Consider the following 23295-nt stretch of genomic DNA (forward strand, 5'->3'; position numbering starts at 1 on the left):
TATCTTGGTTGCAGGGACAGGATTCGAACCTGTGGCCTCGTGGTTATGAGCCGCGCGAGCTACCTGGCTGCTCTACCCTGCGTCAATATGTGGTGGTTTCTGGCCGCTCTACCAGTGATTCCCATCTAGTGGTAGTGCGATGATTCGGCGGCAATCTGACTCGCTCTGCCCCGGCTGTAAACAGACATTTTTGAAAGTTCCAGCGGATTGCCTATGATTTTGTTGAATAAGTGATTGATCCAGAATCCGTTTTCACACCTTCAAAATTCTTCGCAGTGATCGCTCGAGACCGCACCCGGCACGCCATCCATTGAAAGCACAACTTTCATTTCAGTTCGGTTGGAAACCCGCTATTCAGTTCCTGCTAATTCAGTGAAAGGAGTAAGCAGGATGGTGCAGAAAGCCATTATCACCGACGTCAGCAAGTTGAGGCCGGATCTTCTCGATCTGTCGGTCGCCGAACTTGAGCGGCGCCGGGCGGAAATCGACATGGCGATCATCGAGATCGGAAAGAAGGAAGCCGAGGCGCAGCGCCTGAAGGACATCGAGGATGCCGGCAAACACGTCGACCACCTCTTGGAGAGCATCAAATGGCTGCACGACAGGGGATTTCTGCCGCCGAAGATGACCGAAGCCTTCAGCGGCGCCGACGGCCAGTTCGCTCCCCACCGCTACATCAAGCGACCGCGAGCATGAGATACATCGTCTTGGCGCTGGTCGGCGTAGCAGCCTCGATCTACATCGGGCAGTTCCTGTGGGGATTGAAGGTAGCGGCCGATCAGCGGCAGGCCGATCTTGATGAGCGCGCCAAGGTCAGCATGTTCGAGCGGCTGTCCGGCATGTGCATCAACAAGTCTGACGATGCGGCCTGCGAAAGTGCCAAGTTCGAGTGCGCGCGATGGGCGGCGAGCCGCTATTCAAAGACCTGCGATGCCGTTGTGAGGTGATCGGCTGGGGGGCTCTTCAAGCTGATCGCCAGATGTGATCCTGGCTTCCAACGAAGGGCCAGTCGTTGGATCACGAATTCTGATGAAACGTCAACGTCAATGCGAGATATTAGGGACCCACGCATTTCCAGTTGGCAGTCTGGAAGCCCGAAGATCAGGTCTGACTGTGAGCCGTTTATGAGATGATCGTAGAGAGCGCTATAGCCATCGTGATCAGCAAAGACTTCGGCAATGCCGTCGATGCGACCTGTCCGAATATTGGTGCCGACGAGTCGATCGAAGCAATAGTGGACATCAACCTTTTGTTCCATTGTCGTGGAAAGTGTTTTTCCGATGAACGCATTACATCGCGGTGCCGCAGCCATAAGTCAAAGGGCTCGATCGTCACGGGCCGCTTCGGCGCCTGGATCAGGGGCACAGCTTCGACTTGCTGCATCGGGATCCCGGCGGCGGCGATCCCGGCCGCTGCCATGAACCCTTTCAGAAAGTTGCGGCGGGATATGTCGGTCGTTTTCATCTCACCTCCGTCGGCGCCGGACCAGGGCGCCAGTCTTCATGCCTGTCATAGATATCATGCACCATGGCATCTATCGGACTGATCTTGAACACCAGGGGTGCCATGGGCTTGTGCCGATAGGCCGTTCCATCCGCGCTCATCTGGACTCGGTAGCTGTCGCCGAGGCGGGTGATGTCGATCCATTCTGTGGCGCTCATTTGACCCTCTTATGGCCGACACCACGAACCCACCACCACGTCCATCCGAAAGACTTCATCAGGTGCGGAATTCGGTTCCAGCCGAACCGGATGAAAGGCGGTGACCAGAAAATCGTGATCGACAGGCGGCCGATGCGCAGGTCGATGAGATCGTTCATGCATTACTATCCAGCTTCACGATTGCCTTCACCTCGCCGTCGACCAGAAGCACGGCGAGGTTGTGCGGGATGGCGAGGTTGCCGCGGAGTATGATGCCACTAAACGATGGGGCAACCGCCAACTTATCGCCCGGCATCGGGATTTGCCGATCGACCCAAACGCGGAAAGCCGCCGTCGACCCACATTGAATGCTGGCCTGAGAATGGATAGGCCGCCGTGCGGCGATCCGCGCAAGAGCCTTGACGTCAATCTGTTCCATGGCGCTCACGACGGATATACCCTATCGAGCATGATCTCGCCGCGACGTTCGGCCTTCTCGATGATGGCGCGCAGTGCCTCGCATTGAGCAGCCGAAAACCCGACCTTTGGGCAGGCGCTCCAGTCGGAGCTGGCCTCCATCATCGCTTCTGCGGCGGCCATGGCGTCAGCACAACGCGCAAACACACTCCCGCCATACGAGATGCGCCAGCCGCCATTCGCCAGGCTGATTGCGAACCCCTCATCACCGCCAAGCATGAGGTGGACCGCCAGTTCCCCACGACACATGGCTTCAACAGACGTTTCGGGGCCGCGGCTGACGACAGGGATTGTGTGTCGCTCCCATCCCGGCCGGTCGCACAGGACTGTTTCGGCGCTGCCGCGCTCCGGCCAGGGTATGGACTGGTCTGCAAATTTGAGTCCGATGATCGCTATGTGGTCGGCCATAGATTTTACGTCTCCACCTGCTTTATCCGCTCTTTGAGCCGATCGATCTGTGATTGCGTGAACTCATAGGCCTTCCGGCAGTGGCGCTGCGGGCCGGCGTCGGCCGCATCGACGATGCGCTTTAGTTCGTCGACGAGATCGCGGAGCTGGCGCTCGCGAAGAATGGCGGCCTCAGCGATGTCGAGAATCTCTTTGGCCTCATCCTCCCACGACACGCGCCAGAGCGGCGACGAGCAGTTTGGGCACTTCTCGCCGGGCTTGTCGCTGTTGAAGACGGTTCCGTCCGCGGCATTGAAGCCCATCTGTACGAGCCGGAACTTGCACTTCGGGCAGCGCCAGACGCCTGGGACGTGGAGGGTGGTCGTCATGTCACTCATGGTCGAAAGATCGTCGCTTCGATGCGCTGGCAGTCTTCGTAGGTATCTGCCCAGTAGTATACACAGACCAACTGCCCGTCCGACCGCTTGAACAGTTGCGGATAGCCGATGTCGCTATCGCCGTGCTCGCGCAGCAACGCGACCAGCTTCCATGTCTCGCCGCCGTCTTCCGAACGCGACAGCCGCATTTCGCAGTCGGACCGGTTGGCATAAGCGCAGTAGAGCGAGCCATTGAGCTCGATCAGCGCCGGCGGGTTGCCGTTGTGCGCCCCGGTCATCCCGACGAGCTGCGGCGCCGACCAAGTCTTGCCGTCGTCGTCGGAGAAGACCGCGTCGATCCAGCCGCCGTCGTACTGCGCACCGAGCCGACGCATCACTACGACCAAGCGATCACCGACACGGGCGGCGCGTGGCATCACCGCCCGGCCCAAGCCTTTGTAGACGATGCCGTGCTCATGGAAGAACCGGCCGTCGTGCTTGGCGACAAACACGTAATCGGTTCCCCAGCAGTTACGCTGCGCCGCGCTGAGGAAGATCATGTCGTCGAGCACGCAGGTCCGCGACGTGTTTTGATTTTTGCCGGTGAAGTGGTGCTCGAGTCCGTCGAAGGCATAGGCACCCTGCCATGAGCGCCCCTTGTTCATCGACAGATAGAATCCGCCATGCCTTGCCGCGTCATAGCCGCCGTGGTCGTAGCGGCCGCAGACCCGGATGATCGCATCGGCGTCCAGTGTCACCAACGGCGCTGGGCTCGTCTCCGATGCCGAAAAATCCATCGTCGGGTTTTCGCCGGTCCAACTGTCGCCGCCGTCGAGTGAGCGGGCCAAGACTTTGGCGTAGGGCTCACGGATGTTGTGCATGGCGCCGATGGTGTGGGGTCCAGTCATGAAGCCGACGAGAAACTCGTCCCCCCACTGCCAGGCGCCATGATTGGCAGGCCAGCCGGCATAGACGCCGCGCTGGCCGAAGACGGTGACGTGTTTCATTTGCACTGCTCCATGGCTCTGTTCCATAGCGTCTGATCCCCTTCCTTCAGCACCTCGAGCAGCCGCAGCTTCTCATGGCGGTAGACCCGCCAGAAGTCCGGATCCCGCTCCTTGATCGTGAGGGTGTTGTCGATCAGATCGGCGAGCTTGATCGTCTTCGCCGCCGGCGGCGCCTTTGCGATGTGCTGGCGATCGATTTCCTTCCGGACCGACCGGTTGCCGTCCGACGGTTTCGAGACGTCGGTGAGCCAGTCAACCAGGACACTCACCTCATCGCCGAACCGGACAAAGATATGATGGAGCCCTATCTCGGGCGTGTCCTCGACAACATCATGGAGTAGAGCTGCAGCGACCATTTCCGGGGTATGTGCCACCGTCATGACGATCTTGGCGACCGCGATCGGGTGCAGCACGTATGGTTCATCCGTGTATTTGCGCCGATGGTTGATCTTTCCGTGTTCCTCGGCCGCGCAAAGCAGCGCGTCGGCGACGAGCTTCACCTCATAGGGCGGCTGAATGCCCTCCGGAGTGAACGCCGCAGCCACGTCTTTCGGGTTCGAGGGATGGTGGTAGCTTTTCAGTTTGGTCGTCGGCAGATGGAGGCTTAAGTCATAGCCCCCGAAATGAAAGTCAATGTAATCCTCGCTCATACTGATCACCCATCGAACTTCTTCTTCAGCCGCTCATACTCGGCTCGCTGACGCGCGTGCTTCTTCTCCCATGCATCGATCGCTTCGAGATCTTTGATGGCATTCTCGCCACGATAGGTCGGCGTCACGAGTTGGCGCCAGTTCGGTCGAAACTCGAAATATCCATTCGTGTTGAGGAAACTCGACGGGAACCGCCGCCTCTCCTTGGTACCATCGCTCTTTCCGCGGTGCAGTTCGATCCAGTCCTCGGACGTGTCGACGCCGGTCATCCGCCAGTGATGCGTGATCTTGGTGATGAAACCGGCTGCGAGCCACAGCACGTCAGCCTGGCTCAAATCATGATTCCATGATGGTCTGCTATCTTGCTCACTCATATCGCCCATTACCTCATCTCGATAGGCTTGATGCGGACGATCTGCCTCATTCCGGCTTGATCTCCGTGACAGTGCGGGCGAACGGTTCCCACATTTGCTGCATGTATTCCCATCGCTTCTGAAGGAATGCGCGTACGGTGGGCTCATCGGCGCGGCAAACGGCTATTTCGTGCGAGCAGAGATAAGCCTTGCGCTGGCCGATCATCTGCAACATGAAGACGGCATGGCGATAGTAGTCGTCGCCGTTGTAGGTACCGCCGCCACTGTCCTCGCCCTCAAGCCAGTCCCAACGAACGAACCAGTTGTAGTCGAGATCGGAATCTTTGAACTCCCTCTCGAAATCCTGCCACGACAGCCAGCGGGTATGTTGTCCGGCTTCGAAGTAGTTCCCCTCGTTCATGTAGTAGGGGTGGTCGACTTCCCAGAGGTGCTTCGTCTCATGCATCATCTTGTTTGCCTCCTGTGCGGGGTGCGGCTATGGCGCAACGGGCGGCGCGAAAATGCCGAAGTGGTAGGTTGGCCCCGAGAACGTCGAAATCATTCCAGACTTGGAAATCGTCGTCCTCTTGTTCGGAATATTCGTCTGCGATCGCCGCAAACGGTTTCAGCGCTTCATCTTTGGCCGTCTGTGTGGCCTGTAGCGCCGCTATCATGGCTTCGGCTGCTTTGCGGTCACGCTCATTGCCTAGAGCGGTTTCGAACGCGCCCTTGAACGCTGTCTGCCAATGGTCCCGCTCGCGCGTCAGCCTCTCAACCTCGACCGCTGCCTCCGCCATCAACTCGGCATCGAGCGAAGGCTTGCCGCTTGCGTTCTGGGCACGGTGCAGGAATGCAAGCCGAGCAGAGCGAGCTTTGAGCCTTTCTGCCAGGTCGGTCATTTTCCGTTATCCTCTCGCCGGGCTTTCAGCGCTTCAGCGGCAGCATCCGCCGCCGCGTTTGCGCATTGCGGGCAAAGATCGGCGAAATCGAGCCTGCCCTTGCCGCCGTAGCTGTCGGTCGAGCGCCCGCCTTCCATTCGGCACGATCCCCAAATCCGGGGTTTGCTGTACGACTTGTCGAACTGTCCTTTGTGCTTCTCGGCGATCAGCCCGCAGTTGTCGCACCGGATCTTCGGAATGGTGTCGACGTCAGCCATTGCCGCCTCCCTCTAGCGCGCGGCGCCCGGCTTCGGTGATGCTCACCGTGAAGGACCCGTACTTGCCCGGCTCGCCGATCGCATAGCCAAGATCGAGCAGTTTGCGCGCGGGATTCCAGGCATCAGATACGGTTTGATGCCCGCCCTCGGCCAGTTCGCGCAGGAACTGAAGTTGCGCCTTCGTCAGCTTCATTTGCCGCCTCCCTGCTCAAGGGCGCGGCGCCTTCGCCGCTCGACCACATGGTCGACCTTGGGAAGCTTCGCGCACCACTGCAAATGCGCTTCGATGGTCTCTGAAATTTGCAACCTGAGAGCGTAGTTGTCCTCATCCGCAGAGATGGACAGGTACACCGCCGCTCCAAAGTGGCCATTGTATTCGATGTCGCTTACGCCACTGATATCGTCGAGTTTCTCCGCAAGGGTTCGCTCGCCCTGTTTGAACGCTGCACTATCGGTCGCGTAGCTTTCAGAATCCATCAAGTCGAGGAACTTATCCCTATCGATTTCGATGGCGTAGCTCCTGCACGTCACTTCAAAAGCGAGAGCCATATCAACGCTCCTCCACGACAGGAGAAGCGGGGGCGGCGAGCATGGCGCGGATCTGATTTAGGGCGTCAGCGTCGGTAAGACCTTCTCCCTTGATGGCTTTCCCGTCCTTTGTGAAAAGCCAGAAGGTGTGAGCAACGCCGTTAATCCTGTAGTCATTGTGGACCGCGACGGCATATCCTAGCGCCCGGATATCGTTGGGGCTCCCAGCGTTGTCCGCCGGCACTGCATGTGCTGGCTGGGAGGATGCGAGGACTGATCGAGCCTTCTCGCCGAGCAAATGCAGATCACCGTAAGTGAGCCCCGAGCCCGCGACGATCGTAAATTCCTTTGGCAGGTTCGCGTACCACCCCAACGCATCGCGCAACACCTTGACCGCCACAGGCTCGCGCGCCGAGAGGGCGGCTTCGGCGATGTCAAGCGCCGCGCGCATGCGGGCCACCTGCTCGGCGAGTGACACGTCGCCGCCGTCTGGCGGATCCATAAAGCGGGCGGTTCCGATTGCGCCTGCTATGGCCTCCCTCTCGCGCTCCACTTCCGCCAGTCGGGCAGAGAGGGCGGATTCGGCTGGCGCTCCTGACGACGGCGGGGAGGCGAATAAAGGCTCCACGACGAAATCCGGCGCCTGGAGAAACGTCGGCTCAACGCGACCGTATCCCCATGCGTCTCGATCGGTTCGGGTTGCCTGCTTCCACCGCCACGCCACCGGCTCCGCCTGCGCTACTGCCAAGGGTGGGGAGGCAAGCAGAACGGCATAGTCGGCTTGCGCGGCTGCTTGCGCACCCTCCCACCCGCCGATAACACGACGGTATCCAGTCAAACTGTCATGTGACCATCTCCCCTCACCATCGAGTTCCCACGCCTGATATTGCCCATGTGGCGTATTGGCGTGGAACACTACGTGACCTTCGGCAGGACTTTCCTGCTGGACCCACTCCAGCGCCTGCACTCCTGCAGGGGCGGGGGAGAGGGCGGCGTGAGCGCGACGTAGAAGTTCAATTGCGAGGTTGGGGATGCGAGGGGAAAGAACGTCGCGATCTGCCATCGAAAGCAGCGCCTCTATTTGGCTCAAGAGCGCGATGTTTCCCTCTGCATCGAGGGCAACGGTGCCGAGTATCGTTTCGGCCGCGCGTAGTCCTTCGATAAAGCCACGGCTGTGGCTCTCGTTTTCAGCCGACATGTTAGCAAGGTGCGCTCGGCGAGTTTCTTCGCTCTTAGCTATTCGTTCTGAGATAGCTTGGTGCGCATCCCGCCCTGCGAGCGCGGCCGGTTCGGCTTGCGAGAGGGCAGCGAGGATGCCGCGTGCGCTTTCGCGGCGCTCATCATCGTCCATATCGTCTGGCGTCAGTCCGGCCTCGTCTCTGTCCTTCAAGAAGCCAGCAATCACGGCGATCTCTTCGTCGGTGGCGATGCGAGTCATCAGCAAATCTCTCCTGCTTCGCGGCGCATTCGCCGATCCTCTTCACGGTGCCACGCCTCGTCGCGAGCTGCCGCGGCGAGGACTGCTTCGTCGTCCAGCGGCGGCGTGCCGGGAATCTGTGGCGCCCAGTGGCGGAATGTGAAATCCGTCACCGACAGCGCCGATATCGGCGTCATCGACGGTTTTTCCGGATTGGCGACGTAGGGGTGAGCATTGACGTAGGCTGACGTCAGCCGCAGCCAGCCCCAATAGACCGTGGAGAACATTGCCGCGGCCTCTTCAAGGCCGGCGGCGCGCACCTGGTCGATCATCGATTCGACGGTCTCGGCGGCCTTGTAGTCGATGTCGCTCATGTCGGTGCCTATTCCGCCGGCCAGATCCCCACCAGGTGTTCGCCATCATCGGCTTGGCCGTCGAGATAGTGGTTTCCTTCATCGCAGGGGACGTAAAGGCCGTGATCATCGCGCTCTATCGCGAGCGTCTTGTTCGAGATGCCGCAGGTGAAGTCTCCGTCAGTTGCGATCCTGTCGCCCAGCTTCAGTTGCGACAGTTTGGCCCATTCACGACCGTCTTTCGAATGCGTCGACATGGTCAACATTCCTTTCATGGGAGTGGTCCGTAAAGGAGGAGCGTAAGGATCCAGAATACCTTGCAGAGAACGTGCAGCGCCTGGTCGGTGTCGTAGGAGATCCGGCCGAAACACTTCGCGTCGTCTATCAAGCAATGGGCGACGAACTCCGCCGCGCCGAGCGTAATGCTGCCGGTGAGCACGCCGACAAATCCGGCGTGAATAAGCGAATGCGCGATCAGTCCCTGGTACCAGGGCACGCCGGCGATCGGCTGCGCCCGGTTCTTCGCCTTGGAGAGGAAGTCACCTTGCAGCGGGTAGTCGGCGATCGCGTGGCCAACAAGCAGGAGGCAGAAGATCTCAATCATCTCAGATCCTGTCAGCTGGCGGGCCTGAGGCCGATTGAGTTGAGCGTGTTCAACGCTTCTTCGTTGGCGCCGTGCGCCTTGGCCGTCACCTCGGTCAGATGAACTTCTGCGCAGGCATATCGCTTGTCATTGCCGAGCCCGAGCCGACTGAACAGATATGCAGCCTGCTCTACGCCCTCGCGAGTCTCATGCGACCCGTCAACCAGCTTCGGATTTCCATACTGGTCGAGCTCAGCGAGCCAGAATTGCGGTGAGCGCAATGTCACTTCCGTTTCCTTCTCGTGATTGCCCTCGCCTTCTTCTGGCGTCTGCGGGCAGCTTTCTTCTCCGGATCCGCATGCCGAACCCGCGGCTCAGACAGACGGCGTCCGATATCGGCTATCTGCCAGTCAAGCGGTATGAAGGCCGGGTCGAGCAAAGAAAACGGGTGGCGCCTCATGACTGCTCTCCAACCCGCCGCCTCATCAGCATATAGCCAACTCCAGCTTCTCCCTTGATTGGCTCGCCGGCGGCCTGGAGAAGGTTCATGTAGCGGTAGATCGTCCTCACTGAGACAGCCAATGAGCTGGCGAGCGTATCAGCCGTCCGAACCGTGCCATCGGCCAAGAGATCGAGCACCGATCTGGCCCTGTCTTCTGCCGGTGAGTCAGTCCACCTCATCGAGTCATCTCCACAAGATCTTCCAGCGTGATCGGCTCGGTCTCAATTATCGCGCCGCCCGTGCCTTCGCAGAACCGGCATGGCCTGCTGTAGTCGAGGAACACATCTTCATGGCCGAAGCCGCAGCCGTGCTCGTAGACCGTCGCCGTGTAGCGCTCGTAACCTTCGCTACCGCAGGCTTCGCATAGGATGATGCGGGCGTTCTCGGACATCGAGCTCACCCACTGCTATCGACATCATAGGAGGCGCCGCACTTGGTGCAGGTGTATTCCCGCCAGCAGTTTCTCGATGAAGTGATCTTGTAGTCATGATCACATGCTCGCCAAGAGAAGTACCGTGCTTCATCGGCGACGGTGCCGCGATAGATCACCGTGACTGCGAAACCGCCTGCTTTGAACAGCGAGTTATCAAGATAGAAGATCAGTAGGGTAGCGGGCTCACCGTCGACTCTCAGGCTATCAGCCCATGCTTCGGCCTTGAAAGATTGAGATGCCCGCCAGCCCCAAAATTCCCTCTCGGAGGAAGGCTTCATGTTGGGAAGCGGCCAGGGCGCCCGACCGAATTCGTTACGCATGCCCAACGCCGACAGAAATGCTTCCTTGGTCGATGAGTCTCCGCTGCCGATTGTGCGGATCAGCATCACGCCCTCCCCTTCGTCTTGATGTCTGCGACCGCACGCTTCACAGCTTCAACAGGATCGTCGTGCTCGCCGCAGGCGATCGGCTCTTCGGCGTCGCGCTTGTCGAAGAGAGCGAAGCCGAAGAGCGGCTCGTCAGGCCGCGTCTTGCCCTTGCCGAGCATCCAGTAGTGGTTCGGGAAGACTTTCTCGGCAGTGGCTAAGGCTTCGGCGAGTTTGGCAGTGGGATCGGATATGGGGCGCATCGAACCGTCACGGCCCTCGTCCATCCATGCAAATTTCTGCTCGTTAGACCAACCGTCGTCATCTTCGAAGACAGCGTAGCGCGTCGCCTCCGGATGCATATTGGCGATGTTCCGCTTATCGCCATCGGTGAGCTCCACCATGATCGGCTGGCCCGGCTTGCATTCGAACCAATGGTCTCCGACTTTGACACGCATCACGTCTCTCCCTTCGTCTGGACGTCCTTGAGCCGGATTTCGGCGAGGCGCTTCTTGGCAGCGTCGACCATGACGTCTAGCACCTTCTCATCACCGCCGAGCTTGATGCAGGCTAGAGCGACCCCGACGAGGACGGACTCGGTCAGCACCATGACGTCCGTATAGGCGCCGCCCTCGCCGATGACCGGCTTGACGATCCTGGCGACGATCTCGCCGACGAGGCGGTTGTGGAGTTCGGCTTGGGAGATTCTGCCGACTTCAAGCTGGCGGGCTTGGTCATTCATCGTGCGCCACCGCCTTTCGCAATAGCGCAGGAATACCCCTCAACGTGCCCGAATGACGCCGGAAGACAGCAGTAGCGGCAGATATCCTCGCGCGGTGCGTCGCGGTCCTCCAGACGAGCGAATGGTATCTTACAGAAGCCATTTCCGCTGGCTTCGAAGTTATAGTCTTCGCATCTGGACCGCGCTTCTGGGCGAATGTAGACCAGCGCCTTGCCGCCCATGACGCGGGCAACGGTGCCGGGGAACTCGGCCCGCTCGGCATCTCGGTCATAGGATTCGTATGTTTCCACCCAAACCGGATCGCCGACATTGAACTTCGTCTTCCGTTGCAGACACTTCCACTTGACGGAAGTGATCCGCAATCCGATCAGATGCGCCTTGAAGGCGTCGCGGGCCACGCATGGTTCGGCCTGATGGATGCAGCCGTAGCAGGTGCGAGTGATCATCACTAACCGCCCTTCTCGCGTTCGGCGAGCATGGCGTCCGCTTTGATGTATCGAAGCTTGGCGTCAGCCTCCGCCCACCACACCAGGGCTTCGACGTAGTCTGACGGCAACGGCCGCCCAACCATCGCCTCTCCCACCTCGGGCGACGCATCGTCGGCGAACCCGGGTATGGTGGCGGCGAGCCAGTCGCGGAGCGACATGCCGGCACGGGAGACGCTGCCGTTCTGCCCATACAATGTGCCTGGGAACGCCGGGCCGCCGTCTTTGAGCTTTCTCATCAAGCCACCCCGCCGCTGTTTTTGACAAGTCGGAGTATCCGGCGATTTCGGATATTCCGATGGTTGGCCGCGCGGGCGTCCTTGACCTCCTCGGAGACGATCTCGTCGAGCTGCTCGTCAGTGAGGAAGTTGTCGGCGCCGATCCGGAAGACTGCCTCGCTGATCGCTATTTCCAAGGCTCTGCGACCGAAGGAATGCATGAACCGGAGCTTCCGCTCACGGTCGGTCGGCTGCGGCGTGGGCCCGGTTCCGAGCTTTGCCTTGCCGAAGAGCTTCGCCTGGTCGAGCGTTCTGCACATGGCTACTTGCTCCTGCCTTCGACCCACTCTGCGAACAGAACGAAGGTATTCCGGCCGTCTGATGCTTCGGGGTAGTGGCCGGCGATCTCGCGGGCCCTGTTGGCTATGACCTCGCGCTCAGCGTCGATCGAGTTGGCGGCGCGTCCGGCGTTGATCTCGTCGGCGATCTGGATCGCGCGGGACTCGATTGCTAGTTCGATGAGGAACCCGTCAGGGTGATGGACGAACCACAATTTGCCCGGGCCGCAATCGGCGAACTTCTCCACCGCGACAGGCGTCGCCTTGTTCATGAGGAGGACTCCGAGAGGGCGATGGAGAGGCGCCCGCATGTCGGCGTCTTGCAGACCGCACCGGGTGGGCACTGCGGGCACGGATCGCCCTTGGCGGCGGCGCGAAGCTCTGCGCGGATCTCCATCCAGAGCCGGCCGAGCATGTTCTTGCCGTCGCGGTTCGGCCCCCAGCCCCAAAAGTCGTCGCGCCAGGAATCCTCGATCAGTTCACGATCGCCGGTCGCCAGCAGCTTGCGACGCACATATTCATGCTGGTCGACCTTCGCGCGGAGGATGTCGCGCATGATGTCGACCTTGACGTCATCCCAATCGGGACGACGGAGGTGCTTATTGCGTTCAGCCAGCTTGAACGCTTCGTGGGCCGAGGGAGCTAACTGGATTTTCTGCTGGAGGCCGGGAGAGCCAGGGAACTTCTCAAAATGATAGGCTGCTTCGGACGTGTCAAAGACAATGCCATCCAAAATCACCTGGAATGAAGAGAAGTTCGACAGGACGTAGAAATCCTGCTCGTAGAAGAAGACCTGGGTCGGCGTGTCGAGCTTGTGGCATTCCGGCTCGGTTTGGCGATCGATCGCCGGGGAGAACCGGCCATCGCTGAATTCAGTCACCGGCCGGAACGAGAAGCTTCCGCCCTCACCCTGGTAGGCCACCAACTCGCACCCCTCAGATATGGGCGCCGCGGACTGGAGCTTGCCGTAGGCGATCATCCGGTAATGGCTGCCGCGCGTCTCGTGCTTCGCGTATCCGGCTTCTGCCAGGCGCGCCCGGTTGAGATAGCGGTTGTTCGCCTCAAGGAGATCGCGCTCTCGACGCTCCCATGAGATAGAATTGACGGCACTCTCCGAATGGCGGTCCTGTCTTCCCGGCTCATGGCCGCCCCGATCGACGATGGGTAGCTGCCCATCGCTTTTTGCGCCCGCAGCTTCGGAGATTGGTATGCCCTGCTGGCCGTCGGCAGCAGCTGAAAGGTGCGGATCGGGGGAATTCAGTGATGCATTGTGCAAGTCGATGATCGCTTGCGCTTGCTGTGGTGTCAGCGCGGCGACGTTCAGAGCCAGTTGCGGTCCATTGGGGTTATCCCAAGGCCCGACATCCGTTCCTGCCGGCGTCGCCGGCCGATCGATGATGAACAGTCCGTCGTTCATGCTGCCGAGATACCAGCGCTGTCCGCCGGCGGCCGCCTCTTTGGCCGCGACAGCTTTACGGGCCGCCTCGGCGACAGCTCGCGCCTGCCAGCCCCTCCACGCGTTGTCCGGCGGGTACGAGTTACGCCACTGATCGAGCGCCCAAGCCTCGAACGCCTTGCGCTCGTCCTTTTCGTGCTGCGCGATCGCGGCTTCCATCCGCTTGAGCAGCGCCTCGGCCTCTGTGCGATTGGTCGACTGCTCGGTGAAATTGCGGCGGATCTGCGCGACCTGCCGCCGAACGAAATCGGCGACTTCGTTTGTGATACCCATCGAGCCCTCCTTGATCAGCCGCGATCGTCAACCGCCCTATTCCACGTACAGCGCGACCGCTCAGCCGTTGCCGTCGAGTTCCGCCAGCTGCTTGAGGATGTCCTCCTTCGACATGTTCGCGAGCGCCTGGTCTTCCTTCGAGGCGAGCGCCTCGACCAGCTTGCGGCGCTTATCGGCCCGCTCGGACGCCGACTTCGCATCCTCGGCCGCCTTCACCTTCACGGCGATGATGTGCTTGACGATCTCCAGCTTTGCCTCGAGCTCGGGCTTGCGCGGGTCGGGCTTCACGACGACGAAGCTCTCCTCGGTCACACCCTTGAGCTCGGTGTTGACGGCACGCGCGATCGTGTCGAGGTTCGCAGATCCGCCAGTAAGGGGAAGATCCCAGAGCTGCTCACTGGTCAGTTCCCCCTTGCCAGACTGGAATCGGAACTTCTTGCGCGACGCCAATTCGAAAATGTTCATGTTTGCTCTCCTTCAGAAACGGATGTTGAACGCTTTGTTGATGCGATCGCCCTTGACCACGAACGTCGCCTGGTCATGGCGGGTGGAAGAGAAGCCGACGCCGGACAATTGCTCGGCAGCGACAGGGCACTTGGACTTAGCGCCGAGCACCTCGAACACCTTCCGGTGCGGATCCAGCGAGCCCTTCAGGAACTCGTTGTAGATGCCGCGCGCCGGAGCGGGGTTGAGGCAATCGGCCAGGATGAAGAACCAGTGCTTGTTGCCGACCTCCTGGCCGTCCCAGTGATTGGGCGAGGCCATCAGCGTGTTGACCTTGACCAGCGTCTCGGTCGTGACGCCCCACTTCTCCTGCGAGACCGAGCCGCTGACGAGGCCCTTGCCGACCTCGACCTTCACCAACTCGCCATTGGCGACGGTGAGCACGAGGGACTCGATCATCTCGCGGCTGCCAACCGCCTTGGCGTAGCTGAACTGCTGCACCGCGCCGCCATATTCGACCTCGAGGGTGAAGCCGACATCGATGGTCTCGCGCTTGCAGAAGTTGTTGACCGCGACCTTGTAGCGGCCGTTAGCCAGGCGCCCGCTCCAGACGATGTTCTCGACCGGCTCGCGGGAAGAGCCGCCGCCGGCATTCATGTCCACGTCGAGCTTGCCGGACCTGTTGCCGTAGTAGATGTGGTTGCCGCTGGGCTCGACGATATGGAGATCCAGGTCGTCGTAGTTCGTCCAGGCGAGCGAGACGCGCAGATCCGCTTCCACATTGCCGCCGGCGCGCTTCACGCGCTGCTTGATGGAGTCGGCCGCATCGCCGTCATAGGACCAGGCGAAGCCGTTGTCCCACTTGAACAGCTGACCGGCATCGGCATGGACCGGCGCAGTCAAGCTCATGAAGTTGGACAGGTGCTTGTTCTTGAGCAGTAGGTCGATCGAGGACGCCTGCGGCAAGACGCGCGCCAGGAATTCATCCATCGTGATCTCCTCGGCGTGCTTGATATCGACCGCCGCCGGCTTCACTTCGGCCATGAGGAGCCCGGCCAGGCCGTCCTTCATGTTGCCGCGCACCGAATTGTCCACGAACAGCACGTTGTTAACCGACACGTCGGAGAGCTTGGCGAAGCGCCGCTCGACTGCTGACTCGAGCCCGAGATCCTTGAGCTTGCCAAGCGCGGCGTCGATCATCTTCGGCGTGATCAGCGCCGTCGGCCGCTTGTAGTTCATCGGCGCGACTTTCTGCTCGAACGAGCGCACCGCACGATCCGTCTCCTCGCCGGCCGACAGGTCGACGACCAGCGTGCCGATCACAGTGTTGCGGAAATTCAGCACGGCACCGTTGGCGACGTTGCTCCAGACAAAGACATCCTTCTCAGCCTGGGAGCCGCCGTGGGGGTATTTCTGGTGCAAAGTGCGGAACTCCGTGACCGCTCGCTTGAACTCGGCGCCGCGGTAGAGGGCATTGTCGTTGATCAGGTCGAGAACCGTCTCGATCGCGTCGGTGGTGAGCTCCTCAAATCCACGACGGAAGACGCCGACATTGGTCGCGAGCTCTCCGAGCACCTGCGCCGGCGCGTTCGAGCGGTGACGGCCGACGATCTCGCATCGGAAATGATCCCATCGATGCGGACCAGTCGCGCCATCACGCATTTCGAGAGTGTAGGGAGCGCCGAACTTGCCTTCCTTGGTGCGGAAGATCGTGCGGATCGGCAAGGCCTTGACATGCTCGTCGAGCGCCGCGGCGACGACATCATAGGGATGCGGCAGGCCCTGGATGTCCCAGACCGTCGAGACCTTTCCGCCATACAGAGAGACAACATGACCGACGTTGCGGACGAAGTTCTTGCAGCAGGAGCAATCATGCTCGGTGCGGACTCGGAACAACGGGTTGGTGCCGGCCGGGAAGGAGGCCAAGTAGGTGTCGAACAAGTTGCTGGCGTCAACGACATAGAGTTCATCCGCGGCCATCGCCCAGAAGCGGGCTTCAACTGCCTTTGCGAAGAGATGGAAGTCGCTCATCGTGATTTCTGTCACTCCTTTGTTCCGTTCAGACTGCTGCATTGGCCTCGTCAGAAAAGACTCATTTGGAAAGCAGGGGCGGATTTCTGCGACTGGTCGAGCGACCACCCGACGTCGGTGCGGACTTGCTCTACGGTGACATCCAGCGCGGCTCCTGCGCCTTGAGCCGCACGCAGAAACTCATTGAACTGCTTGCGCTGCTGCAGGATGCTGCCATGGGTGGCGACGATCGGGGCCGTCGGCGCAATGACGCCGGCCTGAATGAGTTGAGCCGTGATCGCATTGAAGGCGCGGCGATACTCGCCCGAACCGTAGATGATCACCTGGCTATATGGCCCGCTCACGGCCTTGCCGCTGAACGTCTCAGGCCGGTACACGTTGCCATAGACGTTGGGGCCAGGCATGCCGCCGCGCACGGGAGAAGGTGCGTTTGCAAAGATGCCGCGCTCGATCAGCGCATCCACCTTCTGTGCCGAGATCTTCTCCTCATAGGGGCGCGCGTAGGTCATCACGCTGGCAAAGCCATGCTTGCCGGAAAGCACGAAGATGTTCCGCAGCGGGATATCCCGGCCGTTGGCGCGCAGATCCTGCCAGATCGGCCCGCTGTACAGATTGTAGAGCGGAACAGACACATCGGTTTCGATCTTGGCAGACCCGCAAGCGAGCAGCAGGAGCGTGTTTTTCGCATCGGCATTGATGGGCTTGCCGTTGACGGGATCGGGCACGCTTCGCGGGTCAATCGGCGCAACTTGGCTCTCAACCCGACTAGGGTAGGTCATACCGCCTCTCCCATCTGCATCTCAAGCTGCCGCAGCACGGCCGCGCGCACATCCGCCGACGACGCCTCCAGCCGCCGCGCAGCGAGTTCGGCCAGCATATCCGTCAGATTCTCTTTCATCGATGCGTTATCGTTCGCGGGCCGGCGGTGGATCGGTGCAGATGGCATCATTCTCGTCCCCTCTTCAGATTGGCCAGGCTGGCGTCAGACATATGCCGCCGCTTCCGCGGCGCCGGCGAACTATCCGTCGGCCCGGACCATGGGCCCAGTCGATGATAAATACTCTTGCACGCCAATGAGATAGCGTGCGGCACTTCCTTCGTTGCGCGATAGCGATCCCAGACACGCCTCGAGATCCCGAGAGCCTCCTGAGCCTGCGCCGCAGTGAAATCCATCTCGCGGCGCCAGCTCTCGAGTTCAGCGAAGGTCATGCAGTGCACCGAAATCGGGATACTCGCCATCGATTTTGTGCACCATTATCATATGAAAGAAATGCTTTCAATCCGAAAAATTCGGACCGGGAGACGAGATCAGCGCCAAGCGGCACCGTCCGCGTCAGAAACACTTTCAATTTGGACGTTATTCGATGATGGGTCGGAACTGCCGAGGCCGCGATTTCGGCTCCAGGCACCAGGTCGGAAGATCATCCAAGAGGCCGTTTTCACGCGCATAGACCTCCATCGGAAATTTCCTTCCGTGGCACGGCTCACATAGCGGGAGAAGGTTTTTCCAGTTGAGCCGAAGATCCGGCCGGTCGACGACTGGGATCATGTGGTCGACGAGCGCTGTCAGGGAATCCCTCCCCTGTTGCGCGCACCAGAGACAGAACGGGTGCCGCTTCCTGAAGGCGATCGACAGCTTGTTCCAGGCGTGATCGTAGCCGCGTTGATGCGCAGATCCGCGAGGACGTTCCTGCTTGATCGCCTTCTTGACCGGCGCGGCGCTCGGCGCAAGCACGGCCGGAGAGAACCTCGGCGGCAGCTTTCGCTTCATCCAGAAACTCCCGGAATTCCAACGTTTTCCTGATCGACCATATGGCCTCAGGTTGCAAGGAGTTCGAGATCCTCGCACAAATCTTGTTTTGCCCGAGCCGCGGGAATTTGACTGCCCGCGCGGTCTGCCTGCCTGGGCCCGGACTTTTTAAGCCGACCCCCCATACCCCTCGAGGGCGTCGACGACCTGGCGGTGGGTGGCGCGGGGCGCGGCGGCGGCATAGCGCCCGGCGGCAAGCCTGCAGCGCATGGCCACACGGCGCGGCGCGGCAACGGGCAAAGTGATTTGCAGATGAGAGAAGGCGCCGACGCGGAACGGCATGGGCGCGACCATGGCCAGCTCGGCACGGCGCCGACCAGCTAGGTGAAGCACAAACCGCAAGGCAACTGGCATGCGTGGCAACCACGCATGGAAACGTTTTTTCATGCGCGGCGCGGCGTGTAAGACTTGCTTTCAACGCCACATTGTTTATTGTGTGTGTCGGGCCGCTGGTGCGGTTCCCGCCGGGCGCATGCCCTAACCCTTGAGGAGTCGAGAATGTCCTACCTTCAAACCGCCATTGCGAACGCCGCGATTGCAGATGCGGCATGGTCGCATGAAGTAGCAGAACGCTTTCCGCGTCTGGCCAATGCTCGCTATCTGCCGGAAGGCAAAGGCGAGGCCGGAAGCCTCTTGCGGGCACTGCATGATTGGCGCACCGCCTGCAATGCCGAAATGCACAAGGCTTTCGAGCTGGTGCGGAAGCCGGCGGGCGATCTGGCAGACGCAACGCACAAACTGTTTTCCGCCTATGACCAGCTGGCAGACGGCAACCGCGTTTCCAGTGCGGCCGAATTCAAGGCGTACTGTGATCGGTACGACCTGGACCATGCGTCAATGATGCAAGAGGCGCGGCAACGCCTCGCCTATCTCGATACGGAAGGTGCCGCGCGTCGTGACCTGAACGCCGCTATCCGCAACCATCGCGAGGCGGGCGCCCGTGCTTCTCTCCGTGCTTCTCTTGCGGCGAGGCGCGGCGCATGAAAACGATTTTGGAATTCATCCGCCTTTCCGCCATCTCGGCAAGCGTGGCCATGATCGGCATTGCGGCGATTGCTGCAGCTCCTGAGATCGCACGGCCGGCGGCGCCGGCCTATGTGATCCTGGTCGAGACCTATTCCGGCGGAGACCTATGTTGCGGGCGTTGGTGACGATTGCGCGGCGGCATGGGAACGCGCTGACATCCCGGCAGACTGGCGGGAAATCCGTTGCATAGTGGAGGAGTGATTTCTTGCGTATCGGGCGCCGGGCGCGCCCGATATCTGGCAATCATGCCGCAACCGGGCACAAGCCCTAACCTAAGAGGAGTCGACCATGGGAAAGCATCAAAACCAGCGGCGCGAGCAATTCGCGGACACGAAAGCCGGCCGCGTTCGCCGCGACCAGCGGCGCGCACGCCTCGCCGCTAAGCTGGCATTTCTGGCGACCATGTGAGCAGGCCGGGCGCGCCATGCGCGGCGCGCCTCGCCGAATTCAACCGGGCGCTTGCCCTAACCCTCAGGAGTCAAACATGAACGCGCATGCATTCCCGAACGTATCGCCGGCCGGCGCCGCCTCCCCGAACCATCTCGCCGCAAAGGCGATGCTCGCCGGCATCAAAATTTCCATGTGGGCGGCGCGCAAGGTCGACCAGAAGGTGACAGACGAAACCAACCGGGCGCACAATGCCGACGCGGACGCGGGCCGCTACAACAAAGCGCTCTTGTCCAAGCATGCCCTCTCCGAGATTCAGGAGATCGCCGGCCGGGCGCGGCGCGAGCTCTATTCCCGTACCTTGCCATGGGCGGACAACGGCAACCGGATTCTGTCGGCGGCGGGATATGACGAATTCACGAAAGCCATGCGCAAGCTTGAATCGGATTTCGCCGACGCGGTCGCGCGGTTTGTCGCCGAATATCCATCATTCGTCGCCGACGCAAAGGCGCGCCTAAACGGCATGTTCAATCCCGCCGACTATCCCGACGCAAGCGAGATCGCCGGCCGGTTCAAGTTCAAGCGGCAGATATGGCCAATGCCGCAAGACTCGGATTTCCGCGTCGACATGACGGCGGGCGAGCGCGAGCGCATTCAAGCCGAGATCGCGGCCGAACTTGGCGAGGCAATGCGCGATGCCATGAAGGACGTTTACCAGCGTATCGCCGATACAGTCGGCGCCATGGCGAGCAAGCTTGCCGCCTTCAAGCCGGCCGAAAAGAAAGGCGACAAGAGCGAGGGCATTTTCAGGGACTCGCTTGTCGAGAACGTGCGCGAGCTGGCCGCGCTCTTGCCCTCGCTGAACGTGACCGGCGACCCGGCTTTGATGGCAATCGCGGCGCGCATGGAAAAGCTGACCGAGCATGACGCGGAAGCCTTGCGCGAGGATTCGACCTTGCGGCGCGAGATCGCCGACGCGGCGGCGGAAATCAACGCGACGGTTTCGGACTATCTCGCCTGATTGCTTGCAGACGGGCGCCGCGCCTCGCCGCGCCCGTTCACTGGCAATCATGCCAAGCCGGGCGCACGCCCTAACCCTTGAGGACCTGAAATGAACGCTACCGTTAACGTTGCCGCCGCCAATCAGGACGCGCTCGCCGTTACCGCCGAACTGGCGCGGCGCCTTGTCGAGGCATGCATAGAGCGGGATAAGCCCGTGTGGCTTTGGGGGAAGCCAGGCATCGGCAAATCTCAAATCGTCTCGCAAATCGCCCTCGCCCATGGCGCCCGCCTCATCGATATGCGCCTTTCCATGCGCGGCGCGGAAGATATGCTTGGCGTGCCGTTTCCCGATCTGGTCGCCAAGGTCACGGAATGGTTGCCGCCCGCGATCTGGCCACGTGTCGAGGGCGAGAAAGTCTATATCTTCTTTGACGAAATGGACCGCGCCGCCGCCGCCGTCTTGAATGCCGCCCTCCAGATTGTTCTGGACCGCAAGGCGGGCGAGCTGCAGCTACCGAAATCGGTTCGCATCATTGCGGCCGGCAACGGTTCAACCGACCGCGTCGGCACAAACAAGATATCGTCGGCCCTCGCGAACCGCTTCACACACATTTACATGAAGCCGGACGCGGAAACCCTCGCCCGCTACTATATGGCCAGCGGCGCGCCCGCCGTCCTGCCGGCTTTCTTGCGCTACCGGCCGAACCTTGTGCACGGCGAGGCGATCCAGGGCGAGCATGGTTCACCCTCGAGTCGCGCATGGTCGACCGTCGCGGACTATCTCGACTTGTCCGACGCTATACGCGGTCCGCTTGTGCGCGGCACGGTCGGCACGGGCGCGGGCGACGAATTCGAGGCATTCTTTCGAGTGTTCCGCGAATTGCCGCCGATTGCCTCGCTTATCGCCGATCCGACAGGTTCGGACGTTCCGACGCGCGCGGGCGCGGTCTATGCGGTCGCGTCTGCAATCGCTCGCGTTATGGATTTCGGCAATGTGGGGAACTGCATCACCTATCTGGACCGCTTGCCGGTCGAATTCCGCATAATGGCGATGAAGGACGCCACGCGCCGCAACCCGGCGCTGAAAGAGTGTCAGCCCGTTATCAACTGGCGCGTTGCCAACCAGAACGTTGACCTTTGAGGGCGAGGCAATGGTTTTCACCAACCCGGAAGCACTAGGGCGCGTCATGCGCGCCCGCCGTGCGCTCATTCAAGACGGAAACGAATTCTATGGCGCGCTCGCCATGTATCTTGAACCGGTTGAGCGCCTCGATATCGAGACCGCGCAAACCGACGGCACGAATTTCGCTTACAATCCCGACTATGTCATGAGCCTGTCAGACGCCGCACTGGTCGGCTTATGGGCGCATGAAATCTCGCATGTCTCGCTTTTGCACCATGCGCGCATAGGCGAGACATGGGACATGGGCGAGGCGAACATAGCGGCCGATCTGGCCATTGACGCGCCGCTAATCCGGCAAGGCTTCACCGTGCCGGACGCGATGATTGATCCGCGTTACGATGGCATGGGCTTTGAAGAAATCTATTTCGCCCGCCAGCAAGAGCGCCGGAAAGAGCAAGAGCGCAGCGGCAAGCCGCAAGCCGGGCAAGGCGCGCCGCAAGCTGGCGCGGGCGCGCCGGGCGCTCCTATGCCGGGCAATCAGCCGGCGGGCGCTGGCAAGCCCGGCAACGGGCAAGGCGAGGCGGCGGCCGGTTCCCGCGCCGTCAACGGCAAAGGCGGCATTGTGCGGCCCGGCGACGCCGGCGAGGCGGCGGCGGAAGCGCAAGCTGAAGCTTGGCGCGTGCGCGTTGTCGAGGCGGCGGCGGTTGCTCGCCGCGCCCATGCCGGCACATTGCCCGGCGAGCTGGCGCGCATGGTCGAGGCGGCAAAGGCGCCTCAACTTGACGTGCGGGCCGAGCTGGCGCGCTTCATCGATTCCCGCGTTGTGACCGATATCACGTGGTCGCGCCCGAACCGCCGCACCATAGGGCAAGGCATCTATTTGCCCTCGCAAACCGTTGACGGTTTGGAGCACGTTGTTTTTGCAGTCGACACAAGCGGAAGCATCGATAACCACATGCTCGCCAATGCAGCGGCGGAAATCGAGGCGGCGCACGGCGACGGGCGAATTCGCCGACTCACCGTCATCTATGCCGATACCAAGGTGAAGAGCTTGCAAGAGTTTGAAGCCGGCGACGAAATCAAGCTTGTGCCAGCTGGCGGCGGCGGCACGCGATTTGCCGACACATTCCAGCGCATCGCCGACGATTTCGCCGACGCAACGGCCGTCATCTATCTAACCGACTTGGAGGTTTCGGACCAAGCCGCATGGATAGAGCCGGCTTGCCCGGTTTTGTTCGCCGTGCATGGCGACTCGAGGCGGTTTGACTCGCTCGCCGCGAAATGCCCGTTCGGCGAGGCGGTTTATATCGGGCGCCTCGAATAGCGCCCGTCACTGGCGCCCGGCGAACAAAACCGGGCGCCGCCCTCGCCTAACCCTTTGGCGCCTCGCCACGCGAGCGGGGCGCGACCGCTGGCGCCCATCGCGGCGAGCGCTGGCGCCCGCTGGCGCCCGGCGTGGCGAGCGCTGGCGCATGTGACCCGCAAACCGGCCGGCGGCGCCCATGGCGCCCGCCTCGCCTCGCAACAACTGGAAAGGAGTTTTCACAATGGAATTCTTCCGCAATGACCCGCGCTTTGTCGACCATGCCGGCCGCAAGTTCGAATTCGCCTGGACATGCTCATACATGGGCGAAATCGACTATCGCGTGACCGATGAAACCGGAACCTATACCGCTCGCCTCCGGCGCACGTTCGCCCCGACTATGAGCGGTCAATCTGCAATGGTCCCGAC

The 23295-nt window shown here is 61.2% G+C and carries 41 protein-coding genes and 1 tRNA gene; 7 read left to right on the forward strand and 35 right to left on the reverse strand.

Annotated elements, in window-relative coordinates; translation table 11 throughout:
• Window positions 1-5: 5 nt before the first annotated feature.
• Window positions 6-82, reverse strand: a tRNA-Met gene (locus JN280_RS25385).
• A gap of 308 nt (window positions 83-390) precedes the next feature.
• Here JN280_RS25385 and JN280_RS25390 point away from each other — a divergent pair.
• Together JN280_RS25390 and JN280_RS25395 are read left to right on the forward strand one after the other, a co-directional pair.
• The gene (locus JN280_RS25390; protein ID WP_202306446.1) at window positions 391-696 is read left to right on the forward strand and encodes a hypothetical protein; all 306 of its coding nucleotides are present in this window, start codon (window positions 391-393) and stop codon (window positions 694-696) included.
• 11 nt (window positions 697-707) lie between these two features.
• Complete coding sequence (locus JN280_RS25395) at window positions 708-947, forward strand: hypothetical protein (protein ID WP_202306448.1); 240 nt, start codon at window positions 708-710, stop codon at window positions 945-947.
• Window positions 948-1122: 175 nt separating this feature from the next.
• Here JN280_RS25395 and JN280_RS25400 read toward each other — a convergent pair whose 3' ends face one another.
• From JN280_RS25400 to JN280_RS40350, 34 genes are all read right to left on the reverse strand, one after another.
• On the reverse strand, window positions 1123-1464 hold the full coding sequence (locus tag JN280_RS25400; RefSeq protein ID WP_202306450.1) for a twin-arginine translocation signal domain-containing protein: 342 nt from the start codon (window positions 1462-1464) through the stop codon (window positions 1123-1125).
• Entirely contained in the window at window positions 1461-1661 is a 201-nt protein-coding gene (locus JN280_RS25405) for a hypothetical protein (RefSeq protein ID WP_202306452.1), read from the reverse strand. Before JN280_RS25405 ends, JN280_RS25400 begins: the two co-directional genes overlap by 4 nt.
• Entirely contained in the window at window positions 1658-1819 is a 162-nt protein-coding gene (locus tag JN280_RS25410; RefSeq protein ID WP_202306454.1) for a hypothetical protein, read from the reverse strand. The genes JN280_RS25405 and JN280_RS25410 overlap by 4 nt, the downstream gene beginning before the upstream one ends.
• The gene (locus tag JN280_RS25415) at window positions 1816-2079 is read right to left on the reverse strand and encodes a hypothetical protein (RefSeq protein WP_202306456.1); all 264 of its coding nucleotides are present in this window, start codon (window positions 2077-2079) and stop codon (window positions 1816-1818) included. Before JN280_RS25415 ends, JN280_RS25410 begins: the two co-directional genes overlap by 4 nt.
• 5 nt (window positions 2080-2084) lie before the next feature.
• Window positions 2085-2525, reverse strand: a complete 441-nt coding sequence (locus JN280_RS25420; RefSeq protein WP_202306458.1) for a hypothetical protein — start codon at window positions 2523-2525, stop codon at window positions 2085-2087.
• Between the two features lie 5 nt (window positions 2526-2530).
• On the reverse strand, window positions 2531-2902 hold the full coding sequence (locus JN280_RS25425) for a hypothetical protein (RefSeq protein ID WP_202306459.1): 372 nt from the start codon (window positions 2900-2902) through the stop codon (window positions 2531-2533).
• Window positions 2899-3888 carry a sialidase family protein gene (locus JN280_RS25430; RefSeq protein ID WP_202306460.1) on the reverse strand — a complete coding sequence of 330 codons (990 nt, stop codon included), beginning with the start codon at window positions 3886-3888 and terminating at the stop codon, window positions 2899-2901. Before JN280_RS25430 ends, JN280_RS25425 begins: the two co-directional genes overlap by 4 nt.
• Window positions 3885-4538, reverse strand: coding sequence for an HD domain-containing protein (locus tag JN280_RS25435; RefSeq protein ID WP_202306461.1), 654 nt, complete (start codon window positions 4536-4538; stop codon window positions 3885-3887). The genes JN280_RS25430 and JN280_RS25435 overlap by 4 nt, the downstream gene beginning before the upstream one ends.
• A gap of 5 nt (window positions 4539-4543) precedes the next feature.
• Window positions 4544-4873 (reverse strand): hypothetical protein, encoded by a 330-nt coding sequence (locus tag JN280_RS25440; protein WP_202306462.1) that lies wholly within the window; start codon window positions 4871-4873, stop codon window positions 4544-4546.
• A gap of 85 nt (window positions 4874-4958) precedes the next feature.
• Window positions 4959-5360 (reverse strand): hypothetical protein, encoded by a 402-nt coding sequence (locus JN280_RS25445; protein ID WP_202306463.1) that lies wholly within the window; start codon window positions 5358-5360, stop codon window positions 4959-4961.
• Window positions 5350-5790, reverse strand: coding sequence for a hypothetical protein (locus JN280_RS25450; protein WP_202306464.1), 441 nt, complete (start codon window positions 5788-5790; stop codon window positions 5350-5352). The genes JN280_RS25445 and JN280_RS25450 overlap by 11 nt, the downstream gene beginning before the upstream one ends.
• Entirely contained in the window at window positions 5787-6047 is a 261-nt protein-coding gene (locus JN280_RS25455) for a hypothetical protein (RefSeq protein WP_202306465.1), read from the reverse strand. Before JN280_RS25455 ends, JN280_RS25450 begins: the two co-directional genes overlap by 4 nt.
• Window positions 6040-6240 carry a hypothetical protein gene (locus JN280_RS25460; RefSeq protein ID WP_202306467.1) on the reverse strand — a complete coding sequence of 67 codons (201 nt, stop codon included), beginning with the start codon at window positions 6238-6240 and terminating at the stop codon, window positions 6040-6042. The genes JN280_RS25455 and JN280_RS25460 overlap by 8 nt, the downstream gene beginning before the upstream one ends.
• The gene (locus JN280_RS25465) at window positions 6237-6596 is read right to left on the reverse strand and encodes a hypothetical protein (RefSeq protein WP_202306469.1); all 360 of its coding nucleotides are present in this window, start codon (window positions 6594-6596) and stop codon (window positions 6237-6239) included. Before JN280_RS25465 ends, JN280_RS25460 begins: the two co-directional genes overlap by 4 nt.
• A gap of 1 nt (window position 6597) precedes the next feature.
• Window positions 6598-8013: a hypothetical protein gene (locus JN280_RS25470; protein WP_202306471.1), complete on the reverse strand. Its 1416-nt coding sequence runs from the start codon at window positions 8011-8013 to the stop codon at window positions 6598-6600.
• Entirely contained in the window at window positions 8013-8366 is a 354-nt protein-coding gene (locus tag JN280_RS25475; protein WP_202306473.1) for a hypothetical protein, read from the reverse strand. Before JN280_RS25475 ends, JN280_RS25470 begins: the two co-directional genes overlap by 1 nt.
• Before the next feature lie 8 nt (window positions 8367-8374).
• Window positions 8375-8602: a hypothetical protein gene (locus tag JN280_RS25480; protein WP_202306475.1), complete on the reverse strand. Its 228-nt coding sequence runs from the start codon at window positions 8600-8602 to the stop codon at window positions 8375-8377.
• A gap of 14 nt (window positions 8603-8616) precedes the next feature.
• Window positions 8617-8949, reverse strand: a complete 333-nt coding sequence (locus JN280_RS25485; RefSeq protein WP_202306477.1) for a DUF3307 domain-containing protein — start codon at window positions 8947-8949, stop codon at window positions 8617-8619.
• 11 nt (window positions 8950-8960) lie between these two features.
• Window positions 8961-9215, reverse strand: a complete 255-nt coding sequence (locus JN280_RS25490) for a hypothetical protein (protein ID WP_202306479.1) — start codon at window positions 9213-9215, stop codon at window positions 8961-8963.
• Between the two features lie 169 nt (window positions 9216-9384).
• On the reverse strand, window positions 9385-9609 hold the full coding sequence (locus JN280_RS25495; protein ID WP_202306481.1) for a helix-turn-helix domain-containing protein: 225 nt from the start codon (window positions 9607-9609) through the stop codon (window positions 9385-9387).
• Window positions 9606-9821: a hypothetical protein gene (locus JN280_RS25500; protein WP_202306482.1), complete on the reverse strand. Its 216-nt coding sequence runs from the start codon at window positions 9819-9821 to the stop codon at window positions 9606-9608. The genes JN280_RS25495 and JN280_RS25500 overlap by 4 nt, the downstream gene beginning before the upstream one ends.
• A gap of 5 nt (window positions 9822-9826) precedes the next feature.
• A complete protein-coding gene (locus JN280_RS25505; RefSeq protein WP_202306483.1) occupies window positions 9827-10249 on the reverse strand; it encodes a hypothetical protein in 423 nt (140 codons plus the stop codon).
• Window positions 10249-10632 (reverse strand): hypothetical protein, encoded by a 384-nt coding sequence (locus JN280_RS25510; protein WP_202306484.1) that lies wholly within the window; start codon window positions 10630-10632, stop codon window positions 10249-10251. Before JN280_RS25510 ends, JN280_RS25505 begins: the two co-directional genes overlap by 1 nt.
• A gap of 53 nt (window positions 10633-10685) precedes the next feature.
• Complete coding sequence (locus JN280_RS25515) at window positions 10686-10970, reverse strand: hypothetical protein (protein WP_202306485.1); 285 nt, start codon at window positions 10968-10970, stop codon at window positions 10686-10688.
• Window positions 10967-11416, reverse strand: a complete 450-nt coding sequence (locus JN280_RS25520) for a hypothetical protein (RefSeq protein WP_202306486.1) — start codon at window positions 11414-11416, stop codon at window positions 10967-10969. The genes JN280_RS25515 and JN280_RS25520 overlap by 4 nt, the downstream gene beginning before the upstream one ends.
• Window positions 11417-11418: 2 nt before the next feature.
• Entirely contained in the window at window positions 11419-11694 is a 276-nt protein-coding gene (locus JN280_RS25525) for a hypothetical protein (RefSeq protein ID WP_202306487.1), read from the reverse strand.
• Window positions 11694-11894 carry a hypothetical protein gene (locus tag JN280_RS25530; protein WP_210387820.1) on the reverse strand — a complete coding sequence of 67 codons (201 nt, stop codon included), beginning with the start codon at window positions 11892-11894 and terminating at the stop codon, window positions 11694-11696. Before JN280_RS25530 ends, JN280_RS25525 begins: the two co-directional genes overlap by 1 nt.
• Before the next feature lie 101 nt (window positions 11895-11995).
• On the reverse strand, window positions 11996-12283 hold the full coding sequence (locus JN280_RS25535; RefSeq protein ID WP_202306489.1) for a hypothetical protein: 288 nt from the start codon (window positions 12281-12283) through the stop codon (window positions 11996-11998).
• Window positions 12280-13740 carry an NADAR family protein gene (locus JN280_RS25540; protein ID WP_202306491.1) on the reverse strand — a complete coding sequence of 487 codons (1461 nt, stop codon included), beginning with the start codon at window positions 13738-13740 and terminating at the stop codon, window positions 12280-12282. The genes JN280_RS25535 and JN280_RS25540 overlap by 4 nt, the downstream gene beginning before the upstream one ends.
• 60 nt (window positions 13741-13800) lie before the next feature.
• Window positions 13801-14205 carry a hypothetical protein gene (locus tag JN280_RS25545; protein WP_202306493.1) on the reverse strand — a complete coding sequence of 135 codons (405 nt, stop codon included), beginning with the start codon at window positions 14203-14205 and terminating at the stop codon, window positions 13801-13803.
• Between the two features lie 12 nt (window positions 14206-14217).
• Complete coding sequence (locus JN280_RS25550; protein ID WP_202306495.1) at window positions 14218-16230, reverse strand: YfaP family protein; 2013 nt, start codon at window positions 16228-16230, stop codon at window positions 14218-14220.
• A 35-nt stretch (window positions 16231-16265) separates the two neighbouring features.
• Window positions 16266-16994 carry a hypothetical protein gene (locus JN280_RS25555; protein ID WP_202306497.1) on the reverse strand — a complete coding sequence of 243 codons (729 nt, stop codon included), beginning with the start codon at window positions 16992-16994 and terminating at the stop codon, window positions 16266-16268.
• Window positions 16991-17164: a hypothetical protein gene (locus JN280_RS25560; RefSeq protein WP_202306498.1), complete on the reverse strand. Its 174-nt coding sequence runs from the start codon at window positions 17162-17164 to the stop codon at window positions 16991-16993. Before JN280_RS25560 ends, JN280_RS25555 begins: the two co-directional genes overlap by 4 nt.
• 408 nt (window positions 17165-17572) lie before the next feature.
• Window positions 17573-17986 (reverse strand): HNH endonuclease signature motif containing protein, encoded by a 414-nt coding sequence (locus JN280_RS40350; protein ID WP_202306499.1) that lies wholly within the window; start codon window positions 17984-17986, stop codon window positions 17573-17575.
• 537 nt (window positions 17987-18523) lie between these two features.
• On the opposite strand from JN280_RS40350, the gene JN280_RS25570 reads away from it, so the two are divergent.
• The 5 genes from JN280_RS25570 to JN280_RS25590 all read left to right on the forward strand — a co-directional run bounded on the left by JN280_RS25570 (window position 18524) and on the right by JN280_RS25590 (window position 22887).
• Window positions 18524-19009: a hypothetical protein gene (locus JN280_RS25570; protein WP_202306500.1), complete on the forward strand. Its 486-nt coding sequence runs from the start codon at window positions 18524-18526 to the stop codon at window positions 19007-19009.
• Window positions 19006-19176, forward strand: a complete 171-nt coding sequence (locus JN280_RS25575) for a hypothetical protein (RefSeq protein WP_202306501.1) — start codon at window positions 19006-19008, stop codon at window positions 19174-19176. Before JN280_RS25570 ends, JN280_RS25575 begins: the two co-directional genes overlap by 4 nt.
• Before the next feature lie 359 nt (window positions 19177-19535).
• The gene (locus JN280_RS25580; RefSeq protein WP_202306502.1) at window positions 19536-20459 is read left to right on the forward strand and encodes a DUF3150 domain-containing protein; all 924 of its coding nucleotides are present in this window, start codon (window positions 19536-19538) and stop codon (window positions 20457-20459) included.
• Between the two features lie 90 nt (window positions 20460-20549).
• Window positions 20550-21581 carry an AAA family ATPase gene (locus JN280_RS25585; RefSeq protein ID WP_202306503.1) on the forward strand — a complete coding sequence of 344 codons (1032 nt, stop codon included), beginning with the start codon at window positions 20550-20552 and terminating at the stop codon, window positions 21579-21581.
• 10 nt (window positions 21582-21591) lie between these two features.
• A complete protein-coding gene (locus tag JN280_RS25590) occupies window positions 21592-22887 on the forward strand; it encodes a vWA domain-containing protein (RefSeq protein WP_202306504.1) in 1296 nt (431 codons plus the stop codon).
• The last annotated feature ends 408 nt before the right edge of the window (window positions 22888-23295 follow it).

Source organism: Mesorhizobium sp. L-8-10 (assembly GCF_016756635.1).
Taxonomy (GTDB): domain Bacteria; phylum Pseudomonadota; class Alphaproteobacteria; order Rhizobiales; family Rhizobiaceae.